The organism is Cellulomonas sp. HD19AZ1 (genome assembly GCF_004535805.1).
Lineage (GTDB): Bacteria > Actinomycetota > Actinomycetes > Actinomycetales > Cellulomonadaceae > Cellulomonas > Cellulomonas iranensis.
Genome location: NZ_SPHX01000003.1, coordinates 476,141 through 495,280 on the forward strand (window position 1 = coordinate 476,141; position 19,140 = coordinate 495,280).

The following is a 19,140-nucleotide window of genomic DNA, read 5'->3' on the forward strand; positions in this document are numbered from 1 at the left end:
TTGATGGACGTGAACCGCGTCCTGCCAGAGGGTGCACGTCAGGCCGCTCTGTCCGACGGGACCGCTACGTCGGGCGTCACGACCTGGCGGGTGATCCAGTACTGCGCCCGGAACGGACTCGTCCTGTGGGCAGCGTTGGCAACGATCGCCGCTGAGATGTCGGTGGCTCTTCAGCGGGGGATGCAGTGGCGCGGAGACCTGATCTGGACGGTCGACTGGGTACCGGTCTCCTTCATCATCGTCGGTCCCGTGGTCGCCGGGCTCGCCGCGATCGACACGGCGTCCAGCGCGCGGGGTGCGTCCCACCTCTTCGCACGTCCTGTGACGCGGACGCCAGCATTCGCGATCACCCTCGCCTACGGGACGGTGGTCGGTGCCGCACACCTCGCCGTCCTCGGCGTGGCGCTCATCGTGTCCGATCCGCCGGTCTGGGACCCCTGGGTCGGCGTCGCCGTCCTGGTCCAGCTGGCCATGCTGACTCTGTTCGCCACCATCGGGACGACGCTCGGGCGCTTCGTCGGGGTCGTGATGGCGGGCGTGCTGGCTGCACTGTCGGTCTTCGGTCTGCTGTTCGTCGCGTCCGCACCCGGTGACGGTCCGGCGCTGCTGGAGTTCGGCGGTGCCACGCTCCCACGTATCGGCTACGCGTACTCGCCGATCTTCCTCAGCTCCCAGCTCGTTCTGCTGTCGACCGCCATCGCGGCGCTGCTCCTCCTACGCCCTGTCGATCCGATCCACAAGCCACGGCCCTCCCGGTCAGATCTCGTCGCGGCGGGAGCGGCGCTCGTCGCCGTGGCGGTGGGATCGGCCTACCTCCCTGGGCAGCGGCTCGTCGCGGTCGAGGCGTCACCCACCTTGTGCGGGGCCGTCCAGACTGTGCCCACGTGTTTCTACCCGCAGCACCGGCGCGTCATGCCGGTGTTCCAGGAGCAGTTCTGGGTCCTCGTCTCCGCGGCTCGGGAGAACGGCTACGAGGACCTCGTACCACGACGGCTCGCCGAGGCGAGTCGGACCGAGCTCCCGCAGGAGGCCCGTGACGGGACCGCGGCTGTGTACGTGATGCCCGAGCACCTGCAAGGTCGAGCTCCATCGCTCTGGGAGATCGCTAGCGGCATCGTGCAGCCCGTCCACTGCGCCCAGGTGAAGGGCGAGCTGCCGCCTTCCGAGCGGTACTGGCAGGACCTGCAGGCGCTCGTCGTCACCTGGGTGAGCCTCGCGGACCCGGACGTCGTGGAAGCTGTCGCGCACGAGGGTGAGCTCCTCACTCCCCACCAGGCATCGGTGATGGCGGAGGAGTTCGCACAGTGCACGTACGCCCACTTCTGATGCGCCGGGAGAGATCGACCCGTGGGGCGACGACCGCACGTGCCGTGCTGAGCGCCACGGGATTCGGCTCGGTGGTGCCGTTCCTCGCGAGCGGGCTCCTCGTGGGACTTCTCTTCCGTGAGGAGTACATCAGCAAGATCGGTCCGATCGCCGTCCAACCTCCGTTCGCGGCGACGATGGTCACGCCGCTCCTGCTCGCACTGGGCACGGGCATGGCGCACGGGACGTGGCCCTCTGCCGTAGTCCGTCGCTCGTGGCGCACAGGCGCGAGCAGGGCGGGGTCCTACGCGCTCGCGTCGGTGTCGTCCTTGGCAGTCCTGTCACTTGCCGCGGCGGTATCAGAGGCCACCGTCGGCCCTGGGCTGCTCCGCACCTTCTTGCTCCTCAGCGGCCTGACGATGGGGGTCGGCGCAGTGTGCGGCATCGCCTTCGCCTGGTGCCCCGCGGTGGTGGTGTGCAGCGCGGCGGTACTCTCACCGTCGTCCACGGACCCGCTCGGTCTCCACCCGCTGATCTTCTGGGGGGATGCCGTGGTCTCGCAGCAGATCGTCGCGTGCTCGGTGTTCCTGCTCGGGTACGTCCTCGCCGTCCTCGACGTGGCGAGCCGTGGGTACATCAGGTCACTGCCCTCGGTCGGTAAGGGCTGACGTGCCCGATGGCATCAGGAAGCGCCCGATCACGTCTGCATCGCGCGCGCCAGGCGGCCGCGCTCGTCCTGTGCGGGCTCACCAGGCTCACCGTCCTGGCCTCCCCGGTTCGGGTCGTCGTGACAGTCATCGCGAGAGCCGGTGGGGCTCAGTTCGCCTCGCACTTCCCCTGCCGCCAGTACCCCATGAACGCGACGGCCTTGCGGTCGACGCCGCAGTCGCGCACGAGGTGGCGGCGCAGGGTCTTGATGACACCGGCCTCGCCGGCGAGCCACGCGTACAGGTGCGCCTCGGCCGTGAGCGCGGTGTGGGTCGCGTGGTCGACGGGGACCTCCCACAGCAGGCCCGCGTCGACGTCGACGTCCTCGAGCTCGAGGTCCGGGGCGGGGGCCTGACCGGGCAGCAGGCGCGCGCACGCGGCCTGCACGGCGGGCACCAGCAGGTCGCCGTGCTCGCGGCCGTCGCGACCCAACCAGTGCACGCGCACGCCCTCGGGCGCGCCGAGCTCGAGGCGGTCGTCGGACCACGGCATCTCGACGAGGACCTCGCCGACGGCGTCACGCGGCAGCCGCTCGACGATCCCCGCGATCGCGGGCAGCGCGGTCTCGTCGCCCGCGATGAGCAGGCGGTCGGTGCGCGCGGGCGGCACGAAGTCGACGCCGCCGTGCGGGCCCGCGTGGTCGGCGTTGGGGCCCATGACGACCAGCTCGTCACCGACCTGCGCGGTCGACGCCCACCGCGACGCGGGACCCGTGTCGCCGTGCAGCACGACGTCGACGTCGAGCTCGCGCGGGTGCGGGCGCACGCCGCGCGCCGTGTACGTGCGCATCGGGTGACGCTGCTCGGCGGGCAGCGCGCGCCACGTGCCGTACCAGTCGCCGGTGCGGCCCAGGTCCATGAGGTCCGCGTACGACGCGCCCGCCATCGGCAGGAAGAACTTGATGCGCTGGTCGAACCCGTTGTCGGCGAACCGGTCGAGGTCGTCACCCGTGAAGGTCACGCGCAGCAGGCTCGGGCACAGGCGGCGCAGCGCGGCGACGCGCACGTGGAACATGCGGAACGGGGTCGCCGTGGGGGCAGTCGTCGCGACGGTCGTCGTCGTGGGCGGCTGGGTCACGCGCCCAGCATAAGGTGAGCCTCACCTCACAGCGCAACCCCCGACCGGGTCACGTCGCGCACACGCCCGGGAGCAGCGCGTCGGCGGGCGGCACGGCCGTCCCCGGCTGCCCGGACCCGCCGTCGGCACCCGCACCGGACCCGTCACCGGGTGGCGTGGTCGCCGCGGACCCGCCCGGCGTCTCGACGCCCCCTCCGGCGCCACCGCCGGTCGCGTCCGGCGACGCCGCGGGCGCCGCCGGGGCCAGCTCCGGGGGCGGCGCGTCCGACGCGAGCCGCTGCCAGATCTCGTCGGCGGCCGACGTCCAGACCACGCGGTTGGGGTCGCTCGGCGCCGCGGCCACGGGCACCTCGGTGAACACGACCCGCGACCGGTCCATGCCGCGCAACGAGGACGCGAACGCCGCGAGCCGCACCGGGTCGGCGAGCTGCGGGTCGGCGCTGAGCGACCCGAGCACGGCCCGCGCGACGCCGTAGAGCTCGTCGACGTCGCCCAGCAGGTCCTTGCCCAGCAGCTCGCGCACGGCCGACTGCACGAACGCCTGCTGACGCGCGATGCGCGTGAGGTCGGAGCCGAGCTCGAGCCCCATGCCCGTGCCGTGCCGGGCGCGCAGGAACCCGATGGCCTGCCGGCCGTCGAGCCGCTGCTCGCCCGCCGGCAGGTGCAGGTCGCCGTACCGGGGGCTCTCGTCGACCGGCTCGGGCAGGCACATGCGCACGCCGCCGAGCGCGTCGACGACGTCGATCACGCCCGTCATGCGCACCACCACGTGGTGCGTGACCGTCACGCCCGTCAGCGCCTGCACGGCGCCGATCGTGCACGCCGCGGCGTGGTCGACGTCCTGCTCGGGCCCGGCGCCGATCGAGAACGCCTCGTTGAACAGGGTGGTCCGCGGCTTCGAGCGCCCCCCGCCGGGCAGCGCGCACTCCGGCAGCTCGACGAGCGAGTCGCGCGGGATCGACACGACCTCGGCCCACGTCCGGTCGCCCGCGACGTGCACGAGCATCGTCGTGTCCGAGCGCATGCCCTCGGCCTCGCCCGCGAGCGCCACGTTCTCGGCGTCCCGCAGGTCGGTGCCCATGACGAGGACGTTCATCGCGTCGCCCGCGAACGGGTCGCCGGGGGCCGCGGTCGTGGCGTCGGCGCGCGGCGTCGCGAGGACCAGCCCGGAGACGTCGGACACGTCGATCTGCCCGCGCAGGTCGAGGTAGACGGCCGCGGCGCCCGACGCGAGGAGCGTCAGCACACCGGTGAGCACGAGCGCGGGCACGCGCGCGACGGACGGTCGCAGCGTGCGCGCGTGGCGGGGTCCGACGGGGTCCTGGGTCACACCGTCGACGGTAGGAGCGCTGGTCGGGGGCGTGCCGGGGGTCGTGGAGCGGGTCTGTGAAGGTCCCACGGAGAGGTCCTGGACGTCGGTGCCGCGCCGCTCCACGTCGGGGACGGCGCGGCGGGGACGGCGCGGCGGAGGCGGGCGGCGTCAGCTCGCGTCGAACGGGAAGTCCTGCGCCGCGACCTCGCGCAGGCGCCCGGCGGTGTCGGCGAGCACGTACACGTCGCCCTCGTCGTCCCACCAGGTCGACTGCGCGCCGTCGGCCCGCGCACCGACGAAGCCCCGGACGGCCTCGCCGCGGTAGCGCACGGTGCCGTGGTCGTCGACGGTCAGGTCGGCGCCGAGCCACGGCTGCAGCCCGAGGTCCACGCCGTCGCCGGGCACGAGCGACGTCGCGTTCTCGCTGGACCAGCCCGCAGGCGCGGCGACGGCCGGGTCGTCGACGAGCTCGCACGCGCGGGCGCCGTCCTCCTCGACGACGCTGCCGGGCACGCACCCGGGCGGGGTCGCGGCGCCGCCCGTGCCGGCCCACACCGGCACGCCGACGCCGACCACGAGCGCGGCCCCGAGCGCCAGCACCCCGATCCCGCGCCGTCGCGGTCGGTCCTCGAACAGGGTCGTGATGCGTCGTGCCACGTCGTGTCCTTCCGTGAGTGCGGGGACCAGCAGGCGCCCCGGGGCGGGCGCCGCCGGGTGCGCGTGGAGCAGGGCGCGCGCGTACCGCACGCGTCCCGCCCGGCCGAGGTGCGCCGTCGCGGCGGCGTCGCACGCGACCTCGGAGCTGCGGACGGCGGCGTCGACCGCGCGCCGGACCACCGGGTTCCACCAGTGCACGGCGCGGACGAGCACGAGCGCGACGCGCTGCGCGGGGTCGCGCCGGCGCAGGTGCGCGACCTCGTGCCGCAGCACGAGGGGCGTGTCGGTGTCGATCACGGGCAGCACGACGCGCGGCGAGCGCAGCCCGAGCACGACGGGCGCGGGGACGGGTGCGACGACGACGCGCGGGGTCGGTCCGCCGACGTCCGCGCCGAGCAGGTCGCGCACGAGCGCCGGGTCGACCTCGACGCCCCAGCGCGCGACGTGGGTCCGCATCGCGTGACGGGCGACGACGGCGCGGACCAGCGCGACGACGGCGCCCGCGGCCCACGCGAGGCCGAGGGCCGTGAGGGCGGCGCGCGCGGCGCCCGCCGTGCCGAGGCGGTCGAGCAGCGTGCCGGCGCCGGGCACCGCCCACCCGACGCCGGGCAGACCCGGACCCGACGGCGCGAAGGCGGTGGGCGGCGCGCCGGTCGGGACCGTGGCGGTCGGATCGAGCGGGAACGCGGTCGCGGGCACGTGCCGCGCCGGGCGGAACGGCACGAGCCACGCGACCGCGAGCGCGAACCAGGCACCCGCGAGCACGGTCGGCCGCAGCCGTGCGGACCAGCGTCGGTCGGCGTGCAGGGCCGCGGCGGTGACGGCGGTCATGGCGGCGAGCCAGACGGCGAACGCGGTCACGGCCGGTCCGTGCCGCGCTCGCGCGCGTCGAGCCACGCCTCGAGCTCGCGTCGCTCGGCGTCGTCGACGGGCCGGTCGGCGGCGAAGCTCGCGAGCAGGCTGCGCAGGCTGCCGCGGTGGAACCGCTCCATGAACCGGCCGGTCTCGAACGCGAGGTACTCGTCACGGTCGACCTCGGCGACGTAGTGCAGGTCGCGGCCCGTGCGCGTCGAGCGCACGAAGCCCTTGGCCTGGAGGCGGCCGAGCAGGGTCGCGACGGTCTGGATCTTCCACCCGCGGTCGGCGGGCACGGACTCGACCACCGCGCGCGTGGTGAGCGGTCCGGTGGCGGACCACAGGACGTCCATGACGTCGAGCTCGGCGTCGGGCAGGCGTCGCACGGCACTCTCCTTTCGACAACTGTCGTCAACATACTACAGGTGTCGTAAGAAGGGGCGCCGCACGCCCGCCCGTCGCGCCGTGCACGCCGCGAGCCCGGCGCGCGGGCCCGTCAGAGCGCCGACGTGCCGAACACGAGCCCCAGCGCGTACGTGGCCGCCGCGGCCCCGAACCCGATCGCGAGCTGCCGCAGCGCACGCTTGAGCGGCGACGCCCCCGACAGCAGCCCCACCACGGACCCCGTCCCCAGCAGCGCGACGCCGACCAGCCCGGCCGACCACAGCACGGCCGTGAACCCCTCGGCCCCCAGCAGGTAGGGCACCACGGGGATCAGCGCACCGGACGCGAAAAAGCAGAAGCTCGCGATCGCGGCGCCCCACGCGGTGCCGATCGACTCGTGCTCGTCCCGCTCGGGGACGGGCACGACGGCCTCGTCCGGTGCGAGCGTGGGCGCGTCGGCACCACCGGGCAGCGTCGTCGACGTGCGCAGCAGCGACCCCGTCACGGCGCGCTGCGCCTCCCAGTGGGCGAGCGACGCCAGCACGACGTCGGCGCGCGCCTGCGCCTCGTCGGCCGCCATGCCGCGCGCACGGTAGACCAGCGACAGCTCGTTCGCGTCGACGTCGAGGTGCGTGAGCGCGGCCGCCGCGTCGGCGTCGGGGCGCGAGGCCTCCAGCAGCTCGCGCTGCGAGCGGACCGACACGTACTCCCCCGCACCCATCGACAGCGCACCCGCGAGCAGCCCCGCGAGGCCCGTCAGCAGCACGGTGCCGGTCGAGACGCCGCTCGCCCCGATGCCCAGCACGAGCGCGAGGTTCGACACCAGGCCGTCGTTCGCACCGAACACCGCGGCACGGAACGTGCCGGAGATCTGCTGCCGCCCCCGGATCGCGAGGCCGCGCACGACCTCCTCGTGGATCTGCTCGTCGGCCGCCATGCGGGGCGTCGCCTCGGCGTCCGAGCCGTACGTCGAGCGCGCCTCGGCGCGCTGCGCCAGCGCGAGCACGAACACCGAGCCGAACCGCCGGGCCAGCCACCCGAGCGCGCGCGTGCGCCACGCACCGCGCGCGGGCGGGCCCACCTGGTCGCCCAGCAGCTCGAGCCAGTGCGCCTCGTGACGGCGCTCGGCCTCCGCGAGCGCGAGCAGGATCTCGCGCTCCTCACCGTCGCGACGGCTCGCGAGGTCGCGGTAGACGGCGGCCTCGGCGCGCTCGTCGGCGAGGTTGCGGCGCCACCGGCGCAGCTGGGAACGGGACGCGGGCACGGCTACTCCAGGGCAGGACGGGGGGTGTCCTGTCGACGGTAGGCGAGCGCGCGCGGTTGCGAGGGCGTGCGACGACGCGCGTGGCACACCCGTCACGAGGGGTTTCGGGCGGCCGAAGACGCGTGGTCCGGACGGCCCGAGCGATGTGGCGACCCAACGCGGTGCTGTGCGGGACCAGCTGCGAGCGCCGGCCGAGGGTCGGCCGGCGTCAGCCGCCGATCCGCCCGGCCAGCGTCCCGACGCCGTCACCGGTGAGCCGCGGCAGCACCGCGGCTCGCCCCGCGAGCGCCAGGACGAGGTCGAGCGTCGTGCCCTCGACGCCGAGACCCGCACCCGAGACGAAGCCGCTGTCCGTCGCGACGAGCAGCAGGCCGCGCGCGCGGGTCCGGGAGTCGACCGCGAAGTCCTTGCGCACGTAGCCCTCGGCGACGGCGAGCACGGCGTCAGGCTCGGGCGCCGTCGCGATCCCGAGCGGCTCGCGGACGTCGGCGGCGTGCACGACGACCTCGCCGAGCCACGCCCACAGGTCGCCCGTGGGGGCCACGCGTGCGTCGACGACCGCGCGGAAGGCCGCGAGCGTGGCGGCCGGGGTGGGGCCGCGGTGCTCGGCGAGGCGCCGCGCGTTGTGCACGTCGGGCCGGAACCGCGCCCCGGCGATGCTGCGCAGCCAGGCCCAGCGACCGGTGGTCGCGGCGGCGGTGAGGTGGGCGACGACGTCCTCGACGGTCCAGTCGGCGCACAGGGTCGGGTGCGCCCACTGCGCGTCGGTGAGGCCCGTGAGGTCGTCGGCCAGGCGGGTGCGCTCGGCGTGGATCGCGGCCCAGAGCCGCTCGGGGGTGTGCAGGGTCATCGCGGGCTCCTCGGGCGGTGGGACCGGACCGGCCGGGCGCCGACGATCGCTACGGTAACCGTAGCGGATGATCCGGCAGTCGTAGTAGGGGGCGTACGCTGGGGTCGTGGCAGGACGACGGACGTACGGCTCCTACAACGACGGGTGCGCGGCCGCGCACGCGCTCGACGTCGTGGGCGACCGGTGGACGATGATCGTCGTCCGCGAGCTGCTGCTCGGGCCCAAGCGGTTCACGCAGCTGCAGCGCGACGTCGTCGGCATCGGCCCCTCGGTCCTCGCGCAGCGTCTGCACGAGCTCGAGCAGCACGGCGTCCTCGCGCGCGAGCACCTGCCCGCGCCCGCCGACGTCGACGTCTACGCGCTGACGGCCTGGGGCCAGCGGCTCGAGGCCGTCAACACCGCACTCTCGCAGTGGGCCGTCGGGTCGCCGACGCTGCCGTGGGACGCGGACATGAGCCCCGACACGCTGGTGCTCGCGATGCGTGCGCACGCCCGGCCCGGCCCGCGGCCCGCGCGCGTCGAGCTGCGCCTCACGGACTCGCGACGCGACGGCGCCGCACCCGTCACCTACCGCGGCGTCGTCGGCCCGGACGGCACGCGCGTCGAGCGCGGCACGTCGACGGACGTCACCCCCGACGCGACGCTCGAGGCGGCGACGCGCGCGCTCAAGGCCGTCGTGATCGGCGGCGCCGACCTCGACGCGACGCCCGGCGTGCGCGTCACGGGCGACGCCGAGGCCGTGCGGGCGCTGCTCGACGCGACGACGCTGCGCCACTGACGTCCCTCCCGGGCGCTCAGCCCGCCGGCGCCGCCTCCCGCAGCCGCTCCAGCAGCGGGCCCGCGGCCTCGTCCAGGAAACGCTGCTGCAGCGCGTCGCCCACCTGCACGAGCGCGACGTCCGTGAAGCCCGCCTCCCAGAACGCGCTGACCGCCTCGACCACGGCGTCGAGGTCCGGTCCGCACGGGATCGCGTCGGCCACGTCCTCGGGGCGCACGAACTGGCTCGCGGCGTCGAACGCCTCGGTCGTCGGCAGGTCGGCGTTGACCTTCCAGCCGCCGCCGAACCACCGGAACTGCTCGTGCGCCCGCGCGACGGCCTCGTCGCGGTCGGGACCCCAGGAGATCGGGATCTGCCCGATCTTGCGCGACGGGCCGATCGCCTCGAGCGCCTCCAGGCCCGCGCGCGCCTCGTCCCAGCGGCGCACCAGGTCGGCGTCCGGCTCGACCGCGACCAGGTGGTCGGCCAGCGAGGAGAACCGCTGCACGGACTGCTCGCCCGACACGGCGACCGCGATCGGCACGGGCACCTCGGGGACGTCCCAGAGCTTGGCCGAGTCGACGCGGAAGTGCGCGCCCTCGTAGGTGACGCGGTCCCCCGTGAGCAGCTGGTGGATGATCTCCAGCGCCTCCTCGAGCATGTCGTGCCGCTCGCCGACCGCGGGCCACCGCTCGCCCACCACGTGCTCGTTGAGGTTCTCCCCCGCACCCACGCCCAGCGTGAACCGCCCCTGGGAGAGCAGCGCGACCGTCGCGGCCTTCTGCGCGACGACCGCCGGGTGGTACCGGATGGTCGGGCACGTCACGTACGTCATGAGCTCGAGACGCTCGGTGGCCTGCGCGACCGCACCCAGCACGCTCCACGCGTACGGCGCGTGGCCCTGCTCGTCGAGCCACGGGAAGTAGTGGTCCGACGACACCGCGAAGTCGAAGCCCAGCCGGTCGGCGTGCTGCGCGTAGCCCACGAGCTCGCGCGGGCCGGACTGCTCGGTCATGAGGGTGTACCCGAATCGCGTCACCCCCCGAGGGTGACCCGACCGCGACGATCCGGCATCCCGAGCCCCCACCCCGCCACGCCCACCCCCTCCTCCCCGCGAGAGCGCGATCCAGCCGCGCGTTCCCCCCTCACCTCCCCCGCGAGAGCGCAATCCAGTCCCGCCCTCCCCTCCTGCCCCCGCGAGAGCGCAATCCAGTCCGCCCTCCCCCGGGAGGGCGATCCGGTCCGACCTCCCCTCCCCCCGCGAGAGCGCGATCCAGTCACCAGCGCCCCGTCAGAGGTCGATCCCGTCGCACCGACCACCCGTGACCGCGACGCACCCGCCGTCGACGACGACAGGTCAACACCGGATCGTCCTCTCACGCAGGGGGGTGGGCGGGGCGCGCCGCTAGGGTCGGTGGACGACGACGAGGAGGTCCGTGTGCCGCAGCCGGTGACGTTCGGGGTGGTGGGGTCCGGGTGGCGGGCCGAGTTCTTCGTGCGCGTGGCGCGCCTCCTGCCGGACCGGTTCCGGTGCGTGGGCGTCGTGACCCGCACCGCCGAGCGCGGCGCGTGGGTCGAGGCCGCGTGGGGCGTGCCGACGGTCCGCACGATCGAGGAGCTCGTGACGGGTGCGCTGCCCGGTGCGGGCGTCGCGCCCGACCGGCCCGAGCTCGTGGTGACCGCGACGCCGTGGCCCGTGACGCCCGACGCGGTGCGCGAGATCGTCGACGCCGCGGTGCCGGTGCTGGCCGAGACGCCGCCCGCGCCCGACGTCGACGGGCTGCGCGCGCTGTGGGCCGACGTCGGACCCACGGGGCTCGTGCAGGTCGCCGAGCACTCGCCGTTCATGCCGTCCCACCAGGCACGACGCGCCGTCGTCGCCGCCGGGACCATCGGCGAGCCGACGCAGGTGCAGGTGTCGTCGACGCACCTGTACCACGCGGCGGGGCTCGCGCGGCACCTGCTGGGCGCCGGGCGCGGGCCCGTGACGGTGCGCGCGCAGGCGTTCACGGCGCCGCTGCTGTCGCCGCTCGAGCGCGACGGGTGGACGGGCAAGGTGGACGCCGAACCGACGCGGCAGGTCCTGGCGACGCTCGACCTCGGCGACGGGCGGTCCGTGCTCTACGACTTCACCGACAACCAGTGGCACAACCCGCTGCGCACCAACAGGATCGTCGTCCGCGGGTCGCACGGCGAGATCGTCGACGACGCCGTCACGCGCCGCGTCGACGAGCGGACCGTGCTGACGTCGCGCATCGAGCGTCGGCAGGCCGGCCTCGAGCAGAACCTCGACGGGTTCGACCTCGAGCACCTGTCGGTGGACGGCCGCGTGCTCTACCGCAACCCGTACGTCGGGGCGCGGCTCGCGGACGACGACCTGGCGGTCGCGCACCTGCTCGACGCGTCCGGCGCGTGGCTGCGCGGCGACGCCCCGCCGCCGTACCCGCTCGCCGACGGCTGCCAGGACCACCTGCTCGGGCTCGCGATCGAGGAGTCCGCCCGCACGGGCCGGGAGGTCCGCACGGCCGCGGAGGCATGGGCGGACGCGGTCTGACACGTGCGTTGGGAGCGACCCCGTCGTCCGTCGCGCCGACGCGGTCCTGGACGCGGCCGATGACAAGGGCCGACCGCGACGACGCGAGGTTGCGACCCGACGACACGGTCATCCGTCGTGCCGACGAGCACCCGAAGCCGACCGATGACGGGGCGGACGTCCACGACCTGGGACGTAGGCCCGACGAGACCGGGCTGAGGTCACGCAACCTCGCCGACGGAGGACGTCAGCCCGGTCTCGTGAGCGACCTGTCCCACCCGGCGGACACCCGAGAACGACACCGTCATCCGTCGCGCCGACGAGCGCCCGCACGCGACCGATGACGGGGCCGACGTCCACCCGCCGGGACGCCGATCCGACGAGACCGGGCCGGTGTCGCGCATCGAGGCGATCGACGACGCCGGCCCGGTCTCGCGGACGGACCGTCCCACCCGGCGGGCAGCCGGGCGGGACGCGGTCGGCCGTCAGGCGGTCGCGGCGGTCCAGGCGGCGCGCAGACCGTCGACGAGGGGGGTGGTCGGGCGGCCGATGAGGCGGCGCAGCGTGCCGTCGGTGTCGGCGAGGGTGCCCGCCTTGATGTTCTGGTCGAGCGCGACGACGAACCCGGCGGTGCCCTCGTCGAGGCCCGCGGCCAGCAGCCCGGCGCGCTGCTCGTCCGGCGTGACGTCGCGGTAGACGACGTCACGGCCGAGCACCTGCGACGCGGCGGCCGCGAGCTCGTCGTGCGTCCACGCGACGTCGCCCGCGAGCTCGTAGACCTGCCCGTCGTGGCCCTCGCCCGTGACGACCGCGACGATCGCGTCAGCGAAGTCCTGGCGCGACGCCGACGCGACACGACCCTGCCCGACCGACCCGACGATCTCACCCGTCGCGGCGGCCTGCTGCAGGCTCTGCACGTAGTTCTCGGTGTACCAGTTGTTGCGCAGGATCGTCGTGACCAGGCCGGACGCGGCGAGCAGCTCCTCGGTGGCCTTGTGCTCGGGCGCGAGCACCAGCTCGGTCGCGTCGGCGTGCGGCGCGGACGTGTAGACCACGCGACGGACGCCCGCGGCGACGGCGGCGTCGGCGACGGCCTGGTGCTGCGGCACGCGGCGCCCGACCTCGCTGCCCGAGACGAGCACGACCGTGTCGGCACCGGCGAAGGCTGCGGCGAGCGTCTCGGGGCGGTCGTAGTCGACCTCGGCGGCGCGTGCCCCGCGGGCGACGAGGTCGGCGACGCGGTCGGTGCCGCGCGCGCCGGCGACGACGTCGGTGACGCCCGCGGCCAGCAGGCCCTCGACGGCGAGACGGCCCAGGTGGCCGGTGGCCCCGGTGACGACGACGGACATGGTGATCCTCCTCGGTTGGTGCGGCCGGACGACCGCGTGCTGCGTTGCTCGTCCGGGTCAACGGCGGTGTGCACCTAGACTTTCCCACCATCCGGTACCCACCTTCTCGTCGGGTACCTACCCGGAGGTGAGCATGCAGGCAGCAGCGATGTCGGTGGTCGACGACGTGACGGCCACCACACCGGCGACGGCCTCCACGTTGCAGCAGATGCTCGCCGCGGGCCAGCTGCCCGCCGCGTGCCCGAGCCGCGTCGTGCTCGACCACGTGACGTCGAAGTGGGGCGTGCTCGTGCTCGTCGCGCTGTCGGAGCGCACGCTGCGCTGGGGCGAGCTGCGCCGCGTCGTCGAGGGCGTCAGCGAGAAGATGCTCGCGCAGACGCTGCGCACGCTCGAGGCCGACGGCCTGGTCGAGCGGACCGTGACGGCCACCGTGCCGCCGCGCGTCGACTACGCGCTGTCGCCGCTGGGCGTCGACCTCGCGACGCGGCTGCTGCCGCTCATGTCGTGGATCGTCGACCACGCGGACGCGATCGTCGGCGAGCGCACCGCCTGAGGGCCGCCTGCCGCGGGGTCACGACGCCCCGTCGCGGCCCGCCGACGACGCGGCGCCGCGCGCGAGACCGGACGCCCGGTCCACCGACCGGTCGGACGCGGCCCCGTCCGCGTCGTCGTCCGACGCCCGCTCCCCCAGGCCGCCCGCGAACAGCTGCCACACCGGCCCGGTGACGAACCACAGCACGAGCACGAGCGTCGCCCGTCCGCCCCATCCGAGCAGCACCTCGCGCTGGTCGGGCGCGTTCGCGATGAGCCACAGCACGCCGAGCACGGCCACGGCGACGGTCCACGCGAGCAGCACGCGCAGCCACAGCCGCCACTCGTGCGCGAGACGTGCGCGGCCGCCCGCCGGGGGCTTGGGCGGGCGCGGGCCGTCGAAGAACCGCCAGGCCACCCACGCGTCGACGCGCTGCACGGTGTACTTCCCGAACCCGACCGTGAACCCGAGGTAGAGCGCCGCGAGCCCGTGCGTCCACGTGGGCTCGGAGCCGCGCAGCAGGTCCCCGACGGTCGCGACGAGCAGCACCACCTCGATGGCGGGCTCGCACAGCAGCAGCACGGTCGACAGCCGGCGACGTCGCAGCACGTACCGCGCGACGATCGCGGCCGCGAGGAACACCCAGAACGCGACCTCGCAGGCCACGACGAGCGCGGCGACGGGGTTCTCGCGGATCCACCCGATGACGTCCATGCGAGCACCGTGGCGCGCACCGGCCCGCGCCCGCGTCCGGCGGACGGACCGTCCTGCGCGCGGGCGCTCCTCCGTTCGGACGAGGGCCCGCGGCGGCGCGCGTGCTGGGATGGGCGCATGCTCACCGCCCTGCGCAGCCGCGTCGACGCGACGTGGTGGCTCGCGCGCGAGAGCCCGCAGGCCGCGCGGTGGGACTCGGGGGCGCTGCTGCTGGTGGGTCTGCTGCTGCTGACGCTGGACGTCCGCATGGTCGGCAGCGACGTGCCGCTGGTCGACGTGCCGGGCGGCCCGGTGCCGTGGCAGGCGGGTCTGCTGGTCGTCGCGACGACCGTGCTGCTCGGCAAACGGACGCACCCCGTGGGCGCGCTGGTGGGCGTCACGGTGCTCACGCTGGCCGACGCGGCGCTGGGCGGCAGCCTCGGCATGTACCTCGTGCTGTTCGACGCGATCTTCACGGTCGCCGTGCGGGCGTCCGGCCGGCCGCGCGCGGCGGTCCTGGGCACGCTGACGGCGCTGGTCGTGGCGACGCCCGTCGCGGCGGTCGTCGCGGGTCTGGGGACCCAGGACGTCGCGCAGCTCACGCTCGTCGCGCTCGCGCTGCTGCTGCCGCCGTGGTGGTGGGGCACCGACGTGCGCCGCTCGCAGGCCCTCGCGGCCGAGCAGGCGCGCCGCGCGGACGCCGAGCGGGCCCGCGCCGACCTGGCCCGTGAGCACGCCGACGACGTCGCGCGCATCGCCGCCCTGGACCGGGTGCGCGCCGTGCAGGACGAGCGTGCGCGCATGGCCCGCGACCTGCACGACGTGGTCGCGGGCCACCTGTCGGCAGTCGCGATCCACACCGGGGCGGCGCTCAACGCACCGCCGGACACGGACCGCGACCGCGCCGCGCTGACGGCCGCGCGCACGGGTGCGCTCGACGCGCTGACCGAGATGCGCGCGATGATCCTCGTGCTGCGCGAGGGCGCCGCACCCGACGCGACGACGGCCCCGGCGGGGCTCGCGCGGGTGCGCGACCTGGACCTCGACGTGCTGGGCGACGTGCCGGACGCCCTGCCCGCGGCGGTCGACCACGCGGCGTTCCGGATCCTGCAGGAGGCCGCGACGAACGCGCGCAAGCACGGCGCGGGGCGTGCGACGGTGCGCTGCACGCGCGACGGCAGCACGCTCGCGCTCGTCGTCGAGAACGCCCTGCCGGAGCACGCGACCGCACCCGCCGACCCCGCGCTGTCGTCGTCGACGGGCCTGCAGACCATGCGCGAGCGCGCCGCCGCGCTCGGCGGGACCCTCACCGCGGGCCCGGCCGACGACGTGTGGCGCGTGCGCGCGACGCTCCCCCTGACCCCCACCCCGGAGGACCCCCGATGACGCCCGTGCGGGTGCTGCTCGCCGACGACCACGCCGCGATCCGCGCGGGTCTGCGCCTCATGCTCGAGCAGTCGGGCGACGTCGAGGTGGTGGGCGAGGCGTCCGACGGCGACGTCGCGGTGCGGCAGGCGCGCGCGCTGCGCCCCGACGTCGTGCTCATGGACGTGCGCATGCCCGGCACGGACGGCATCACGGCGACCGCGGCGATCGTGGGCGAGCGGCTCGCGGACGTGGTCGCGCTGACGACGTTCGACCTCGACGAGTACGTGCTGGGCATGGTGCGTGCCGGTGCGGCCGGGTTCCTGCTGAAGTCCGTCGGGGCGGCCGAGCTGGTCGACGCCGTGCGGCGGGTCGCGGGTGGCGAGGGCGTGCTCGCGCCCGAGGTGACGCGGCGCCTGCTCGACGCGGTCGCGACGCAGCCCGTCGCGGCACCCGAGCCGACGCCCAGCCCGGACGACGAGCGGCTCGCGACCCTCACCGCCCGCGAGCGCGACGTGCTCGACGGCCTCGGCGACGGGCTGTCGAACGCCGAGATCGCCGAGCGGCTGGTCGTGTCGGAGACGACCGTGAAGTCGCACGTCAGCCACGTGCTCGCGAAGCTCGGGGTGCGCACCCGGCTGCAGGCGGGGGTGCTGGCGCGCGGCGCCCGGGGCTGAGGCGTCCCGGCGGGCTCCCCGGGTCCGGCGCCGACCCGGGCCGGCGCTCGACGAGCGGGTCGCGCGTCCAGCCGGTAGGAAAGGGGCGCATGGTGCGCGTCGGCTTCCACAACTCCCACGAGCAGGTCCATCCCTCCGCGCTGCTGGCGGCGACGCAGCTCGCGGAGCAGCGCGGCTTCGACGCCGCGATGTGCAGCGACCACTGGGCGCCGTGGTCGGCGCACCAGGGGCACTCCGGGTTCGCGTGGACGTGGCTGGGGTCGGCGCTCGCGACGACGCGGCTGCCGTTCGGCGTGGTCAACGCGCCGGGTCAGCGGTACCACCCGGCGATCGTCGCGCAGGCGGCGGCGACGCTCGCGGCGATGTACCCGGGGCGGTTCTGGGTCGCGCTGGGCTCGGGCGAGAACATGAACGAGCACATCACCGGGGACGGCTGGCTGCCCAAGCCGGTGCGCGACGCGCGGCTGGTCGAGTGCGTCGACGTGATCCGCGCGCTGCTCGACGGCGAGGAGGTCACGCACGACGGCCTGGTGAAGGTCGACCGCGCGAAGCTGTGGACGCTGCCCGACGTGAAGCCGCTGCTCGTCGGCCCGGCGGTCAGCGAGGCGACCGCCGCGAACCACGCGCGCTGGGCCGACGGCCTGGTGACCGTCAACCAGCCGCCCGAGACGCTGCGCCGCGTGCTCGGCGCGTACCGCGACGCGGGCGGCCGCGGCGAGGCGTCGCTGCAGGTGCACGTGTCGTTCGCGCCCGACGAGGACGAGGCGCTGCGGCTCGCGCGGCAGCAGTGGGCGGGCAACGCGATCGGCCCGCCCGTCGCGTGGGACCTCGACACGCCCGAGGCGTTCGACGCGATCGCCGACAAGGTGAGCGACGACGTGCTGCGCACGTCCGTCCTGGTCGAGCACGACCCGCAGCGACTGGCCGCACGGCTCGTCGAGCTCGCGGCGATCGGGTTCGACGCGGTCTACCTGCACCAGGTCGCGACCGACGTGGTGCCGTCGGACGAGAAGCACCCCGACGCGACCGAGGTCCGCACGTCCCCGTCGTCGTCGCTCGAGGCGTTCGTCGACATGGCCGCCGAGCACCTGCTGCCCGCCCTGAAGGCGGTGCGCGCGTGAGGATCCGCGACACCGGCGACCTGTGGTGGAAGTCCGCGGTGATCTACTGCCTCGACGTCGAGACGTACATGGACTGGGACGACGACGGCATCGGCGACCTGCCCGGGCTCGTGCAGCGCATCGACCACCTCGCCGAGCTCGGCGTGACGTGCCTGTGGCTCATGCCGTTCTACCCGACGGCGGACCGCGACGACGGCTACGACATCACCGACTACTACGCGGTCGACCCGCGCCTGGGCGACGGCGGCGACCTCGTCGAGCTGATCCGCACCGCGAACGACCGCGGGATCCGCGTCATCGCCGACCTCGTCGTCAACCACACGTCCGACCGGCACCCGTGGTTCCGCGCCGCGCGCCGCTCGAAGGACAGCCCGTACCGCGACTGGTACGTGTGGCGCGAGGACCCGCCGCCGGACACGTCGGACGAGGTCGTCTTCCCCGACAAGGAGGACGGCATCTGGACGTACGACGAGCAGGCGGGCGCCTGGTACCGGCACCGGTTCTACCGCCACCAGCCCGACCTCAACACCGCGAACCCGCAGGTGCGGGACGCGATCGCGAAGGTCGTGGGCTACTGGGCGCAGCTGGGCCTGGACGGGTTCCGGGTCGACGCCGTGCCGTTCTTCCTGGCCGACGCGGCGAAGGGCCGGGGCGACGACGTCGACCACCCGCACCAGTTCCTGCAGCAGCTGCGCGCGTTCCTCTCGCGGCGCACGGGCGACTCGATCCTCATGGGCGAGGTCAACCTGCCGTACGACCAGCAACGCCTGTTCTTCGGCGACCACGACGACGACGGCGAGCACGAGGGCGCCGAGCTGAACCTGCAGTTCGACTTCGTGCTCATGCAGCGCATGTACCTCGCGCTCGCGCGGCAGGACGCGCGCGTGCTGGCCGACGTGCTGGAGTCCCGGCCCGCGATCCCGTCGGACGCGCAGTGGGCGACGTTCGTGCGCAACCACGACGAGCTGACGCTCGACCAGCTGAGCGACGCCGAGCGGCAGGAGGTGTTCGACGCGTTCGGCCCCGACGAGGAGGTGCAGCTCTACGGCCGCGGCCTGCGACGCCGCCTGCCGCCGATGGTGCAGGGCGACCCGCGCCGCGTCCGCATGGTCTACAGCCTGCTGTTCACCCTGCCGGGCACGCCCGTGCTGTTCTACGGCGAGGAGATCGGCATGGGCGAGAACCTCGCGGCCGAGGGCCGGCTGGCCGTGCGCACGCCGATGCAGTGGACGTCGGGCAAGAACGCCGGGTTCTCGGCCGCCGCGCCGTCGCGCCTGGCCGGGCCCGTGACCGAGGGCGCGTTCGGGCCCGCGCACGTCAACGTGTCGGACCAGCGCCGCGACCCTGACTCGCTGCTGAACTTCGTGCAGAAGCTCGCGCGGCGCTACCGCGAGAGCCCCGAGCTGGGGTGGACTGGCGCGGTCGAGATCCTCGACCAGCCGCACCGCTCGGTGCTCGCGCACCGCTCGACGTGGCAGGACGCGTCGACGGTCGCGCTGCACAACCTCGGCCCCGAGGCCGTGCGCGTGCCGCTGCACCTGCCCGACACCGACGCCACGTGCCGGCTCATCGACCTCCTGGAGGACGACGAGCACGTGCCGGACGACAGGGGCCGCGTCGAGGTCGAGCTCGACGGGTACGGGTGGCGGTGGCTGCGCGTCGTGCACCCGGACTCGCGCCGCCTGCTCTGAGGCGCGAGGC

Annotated in this window: 18 protein-coding genes; 9 read left to right on the forward strand and 9 right to left on the reverse strand. The window is 75.0% G+C overall.

Annotated features, from left to right (window positions below; all coding sequences use genetic code 11):
• The first annotated feature begins 3 nt into the window (after window positions 1-3).
• Complete coding sequence (locus tag E4A51_RS08380) at window positions 4-1,326, forward strand: hypothetical protein (RefSeq protein WP_134851430.1); 1,323 nt, start codon at window positions 4-6, stop codon at window positions 1,324-1,326.
• Between the two features lie 44 nt (window positions 1,327-1,370).
• On the forward strand, window positions 1,371-1,973 hold the full coding sequence (locus E4A51_RS08385; protein ID WP_134851431.1) for a hypothetical protein: 603 nt from the start codon (window positions 1,371-1,373) through the stop codon (window positions 1,971-1,973).
• Between the two features lie 148 nt (window positions 1,974-2,121).
• Here E4A51_RS08385 and E4A51_RS08390 read toward each other — a convergent pair whose 3' ends face one another.
• The 6 genes from E4A51_RS08390 to E4A51_RS08415 form a co-directional block, all read right to left on the reverse strand.
• Window positions 2,122-3,090 (reverse strand): siderophore-interacting protein, encoded by a 969-nt coding sequence (locus tag E4A51_RS08390; RefSeq protein WP_370297489.1) that lies wholly within the window; start codon window positions 3,088-3,090, stop codon window positions 2,122-2,124.
• A gap of 49 nt (window positions 3,091-3,139) precedes the next feature.
• Complete coding sequence (locus E4A51_RS08395; protein ID WP_134851432.1) at window positions 3,140-4,420, reverse strand: LCP family protein; 1,281 nt, start codon at window positions 4,418-4,420, stop codon at window positions 3,140-3,142.
• A 150-nt stretch (window positions 4,421-4,570) separates the two neighbouring features.
• Window positions 4,571-5,920 carry a M56 family metallopeptidase gene (locus E4A51_RS08400; RefSeq protein ID WP_134851433.1) on the reverse strand — a complete coding sequence of 450 codons (1,350 nt, stop codon included), beginning with the start codon at window positions 5,918-5,920 and terminating at the stop codon, window positions 4,571-4,573.
• A complete protein-coding gene (locus E4A51_RS08405) occupies window positions 5,917-6,300 on the reverse strand; it encodes a BlaI/MecI/CopY family transcriptional regulator (protein WP_134851434.1) in 384 nt (127 codons plus the stop codon). Before E4A51_RS08405 ends, E4A51_RS08400 begins: the two co-directional genes overlap by 4 nt.
• Before the next feature lie 110 nt (window positions 6,301-6,410).
• On the reverse strand, window positions 6,411-7,562 hold the full coding sequence (locus tag E4A51_RS08410) for a VIT1/CCC1 family protein (RefSeq protein WP_046529431.1): 1,152 nt from the start codon (window positions 7,560-7,562) through the stop codon (window positions 6,411-6,413).
• Window positions 7,563-7,770: 208 nt separating this feature from the next.
• On the reverse strand, window positions 7,771-8,412 hold the full coding sequence (locus tag E4A51_RS08415) for a maleylpyruvate isomerase family mycothiol-dependent enzyme (RefSeq protein WP_134851435.1): 642 nt from the start codon (window positions 8,410-8,412) through the stop codon (window positions 7,771-7,773).
• A 106-nt stretch (window positions 8,413-8,518) separates the two neighbouring features.
• On the opposite strand from E4A51_RS08415, the gene E4A51_RS08420 reads away from it, so the two are divergent.
• Window positions 8,519-9,190 (forward strand): helix-turn-helix domain-containing protein, encoded by a 672-nt coding sequence (locus tag E4A51_RS08420; RefSeq protein WP_134851436.1) that lies wholly within the window; start codon window positions 8,519-8,521, stop codon window positions 9,188-9,190.
• Window positions 9,191-9,206: 16 nt separating this feature from the next.
• Here E4A51_RS08420 and E4A51_RS08425 read toward each other — a convergent pair whose 3' ends face one another.
• Window positions 9,207-10,208 (reverse strand): TIGR03557 family F420-dependent LLM class oxidoreductase, encoded by a 1,002-nt coding sequence (locus E4A51_RS08425; protein ID WP_134851437.1) that lies wholly within the window; start codon window positions 10,206-10,208, stop codon window positions 9,207-9,209.
• Between the two features lie 375 nt (window positions 10,209-10,583).
• On the opposite strand from E4A51_RS08425, the gene E4A51_RS08430 reads away from it, so the two are divergent.
• Window positions 10,584-11,723 (forward strand): Gfo/Idh/MocA family protein, encoded by a 1,140-nt coding sequence (locus E4A51_RS08430; protein WP_240696423.1) that lies wholly within the window; start codon window positions 10,584-10,586, stop codon window positions 11,721-11,723.
• 464 nt (window positions 11,724-12,187) lie between these two features.
• On the opposite strand, the gene E4A51_RS08435 is transcribed toward E4A51_RS08430, so the two are convergent.
• Window positions 12,188-13,051, reverse strand: a complete 864-nt coding sequence (locus E4A51_RS08435; RefSeq protein WP_134851438.1) for an SDR family oxidoreductase — start codon at window positions 13,049-13,051, stop codon at window positions 12,188-12,190.
• 208 nt (window positions 13,052-13,259) lie between these two features.
• On the opposite strand from E4A51_RS08435, the gene E4A51_RS08440 reads away from it, so the two are divergent.
• Complete coding sequence (locus E4A51_RS08440) at window positions 13,260-13,604, forward strand: helix-turn-helix domain-containing protein (protein WP_046530895.1); 345 nt, start codon at window positions 13,260-13,262, stop codon at window positions 13,602-13,604.
• An 18-nt stretch (window positions 13,605-13,622) separates the two neighbouring features.
• On the opposite strand, the gene E4A51_RS08445 is transcribed toward E4A51_RS08440, so the two are convergent.
• Entirely contained in the window at window positions 13,623-14,297 is a 675-nt protein-coding gene (locus E4A51_RS08445; protein ID WP_082131500.1) for a hypothetical protein, read from the reverse strand.
• A 117-nt stretch (window positions 14,298-14,414) separates the two neighbouring features.
• On the opposite strand from E4A51_RS08445, the gene E4A51_RS08450 reads away from it, so the two are divergent.
• The 4 genes from E4A51_RS08450 to E4A51_RS08465 all read left to right on the forward strand — a co-directional run bounded on the left by E4A51_RS08450 (window position 14,415) and on the right by E4A51_RS08465 (window position 19,130).
• Window positions 14,415-15,662, forward strand: coding sequence for a sensor histidine kinase (locus E4A51_RS08450; RefSeq protein ID WP_134851439.1), 1,248 nt, complete (start codon window positions 14,415-14,417; stop codon window positions 15,660-15,662).
• Window positions 15,659-16,318 (forward strand): response regulator transcription factor, encoded by a 660-nt coding sequence (locus E4A51_RS08455; protein ID WP_134851440.1) that lies wholly within the window; start codon window positions 15,659-15,661, stop codon window positions 16,316-16,318. Before E4A51_RS08450 ends, E4A51_RS08455 begins: the two co-directional genes overlap by 4 nt.
• An 89-nt stretch (window positions 16,319-16,407) precedes the next feature.
• Complete coding sequence (locus tag E4A51_RS08460) at window positions 16,408-17,439, forward strand: TIGR03885 family FMN-dependent LLM class oxidoreductase (protein WP_134851441.1); 1,032 nt, start codon at window positions 16,408-16,410, stop codon at window positions 17,437-17,439.
• Window positions 17,436-19,130, forward strand: a complete 1,695-nt coding sequence (locus E4A51_RS08465; protein WP_134851442.1) for an alpha-amylase family protein — start codon at window positions 17,436-17,438, stop codon at window positions 19,128-19,130. Before E4A51_RS08460 ends, E4A51_RS08465 begins: the two co-directional genes overlap by 4 nt.
• The last annotated feature ends 10 nt before the right edge of the window (window positions 19,131-19,140 follow it).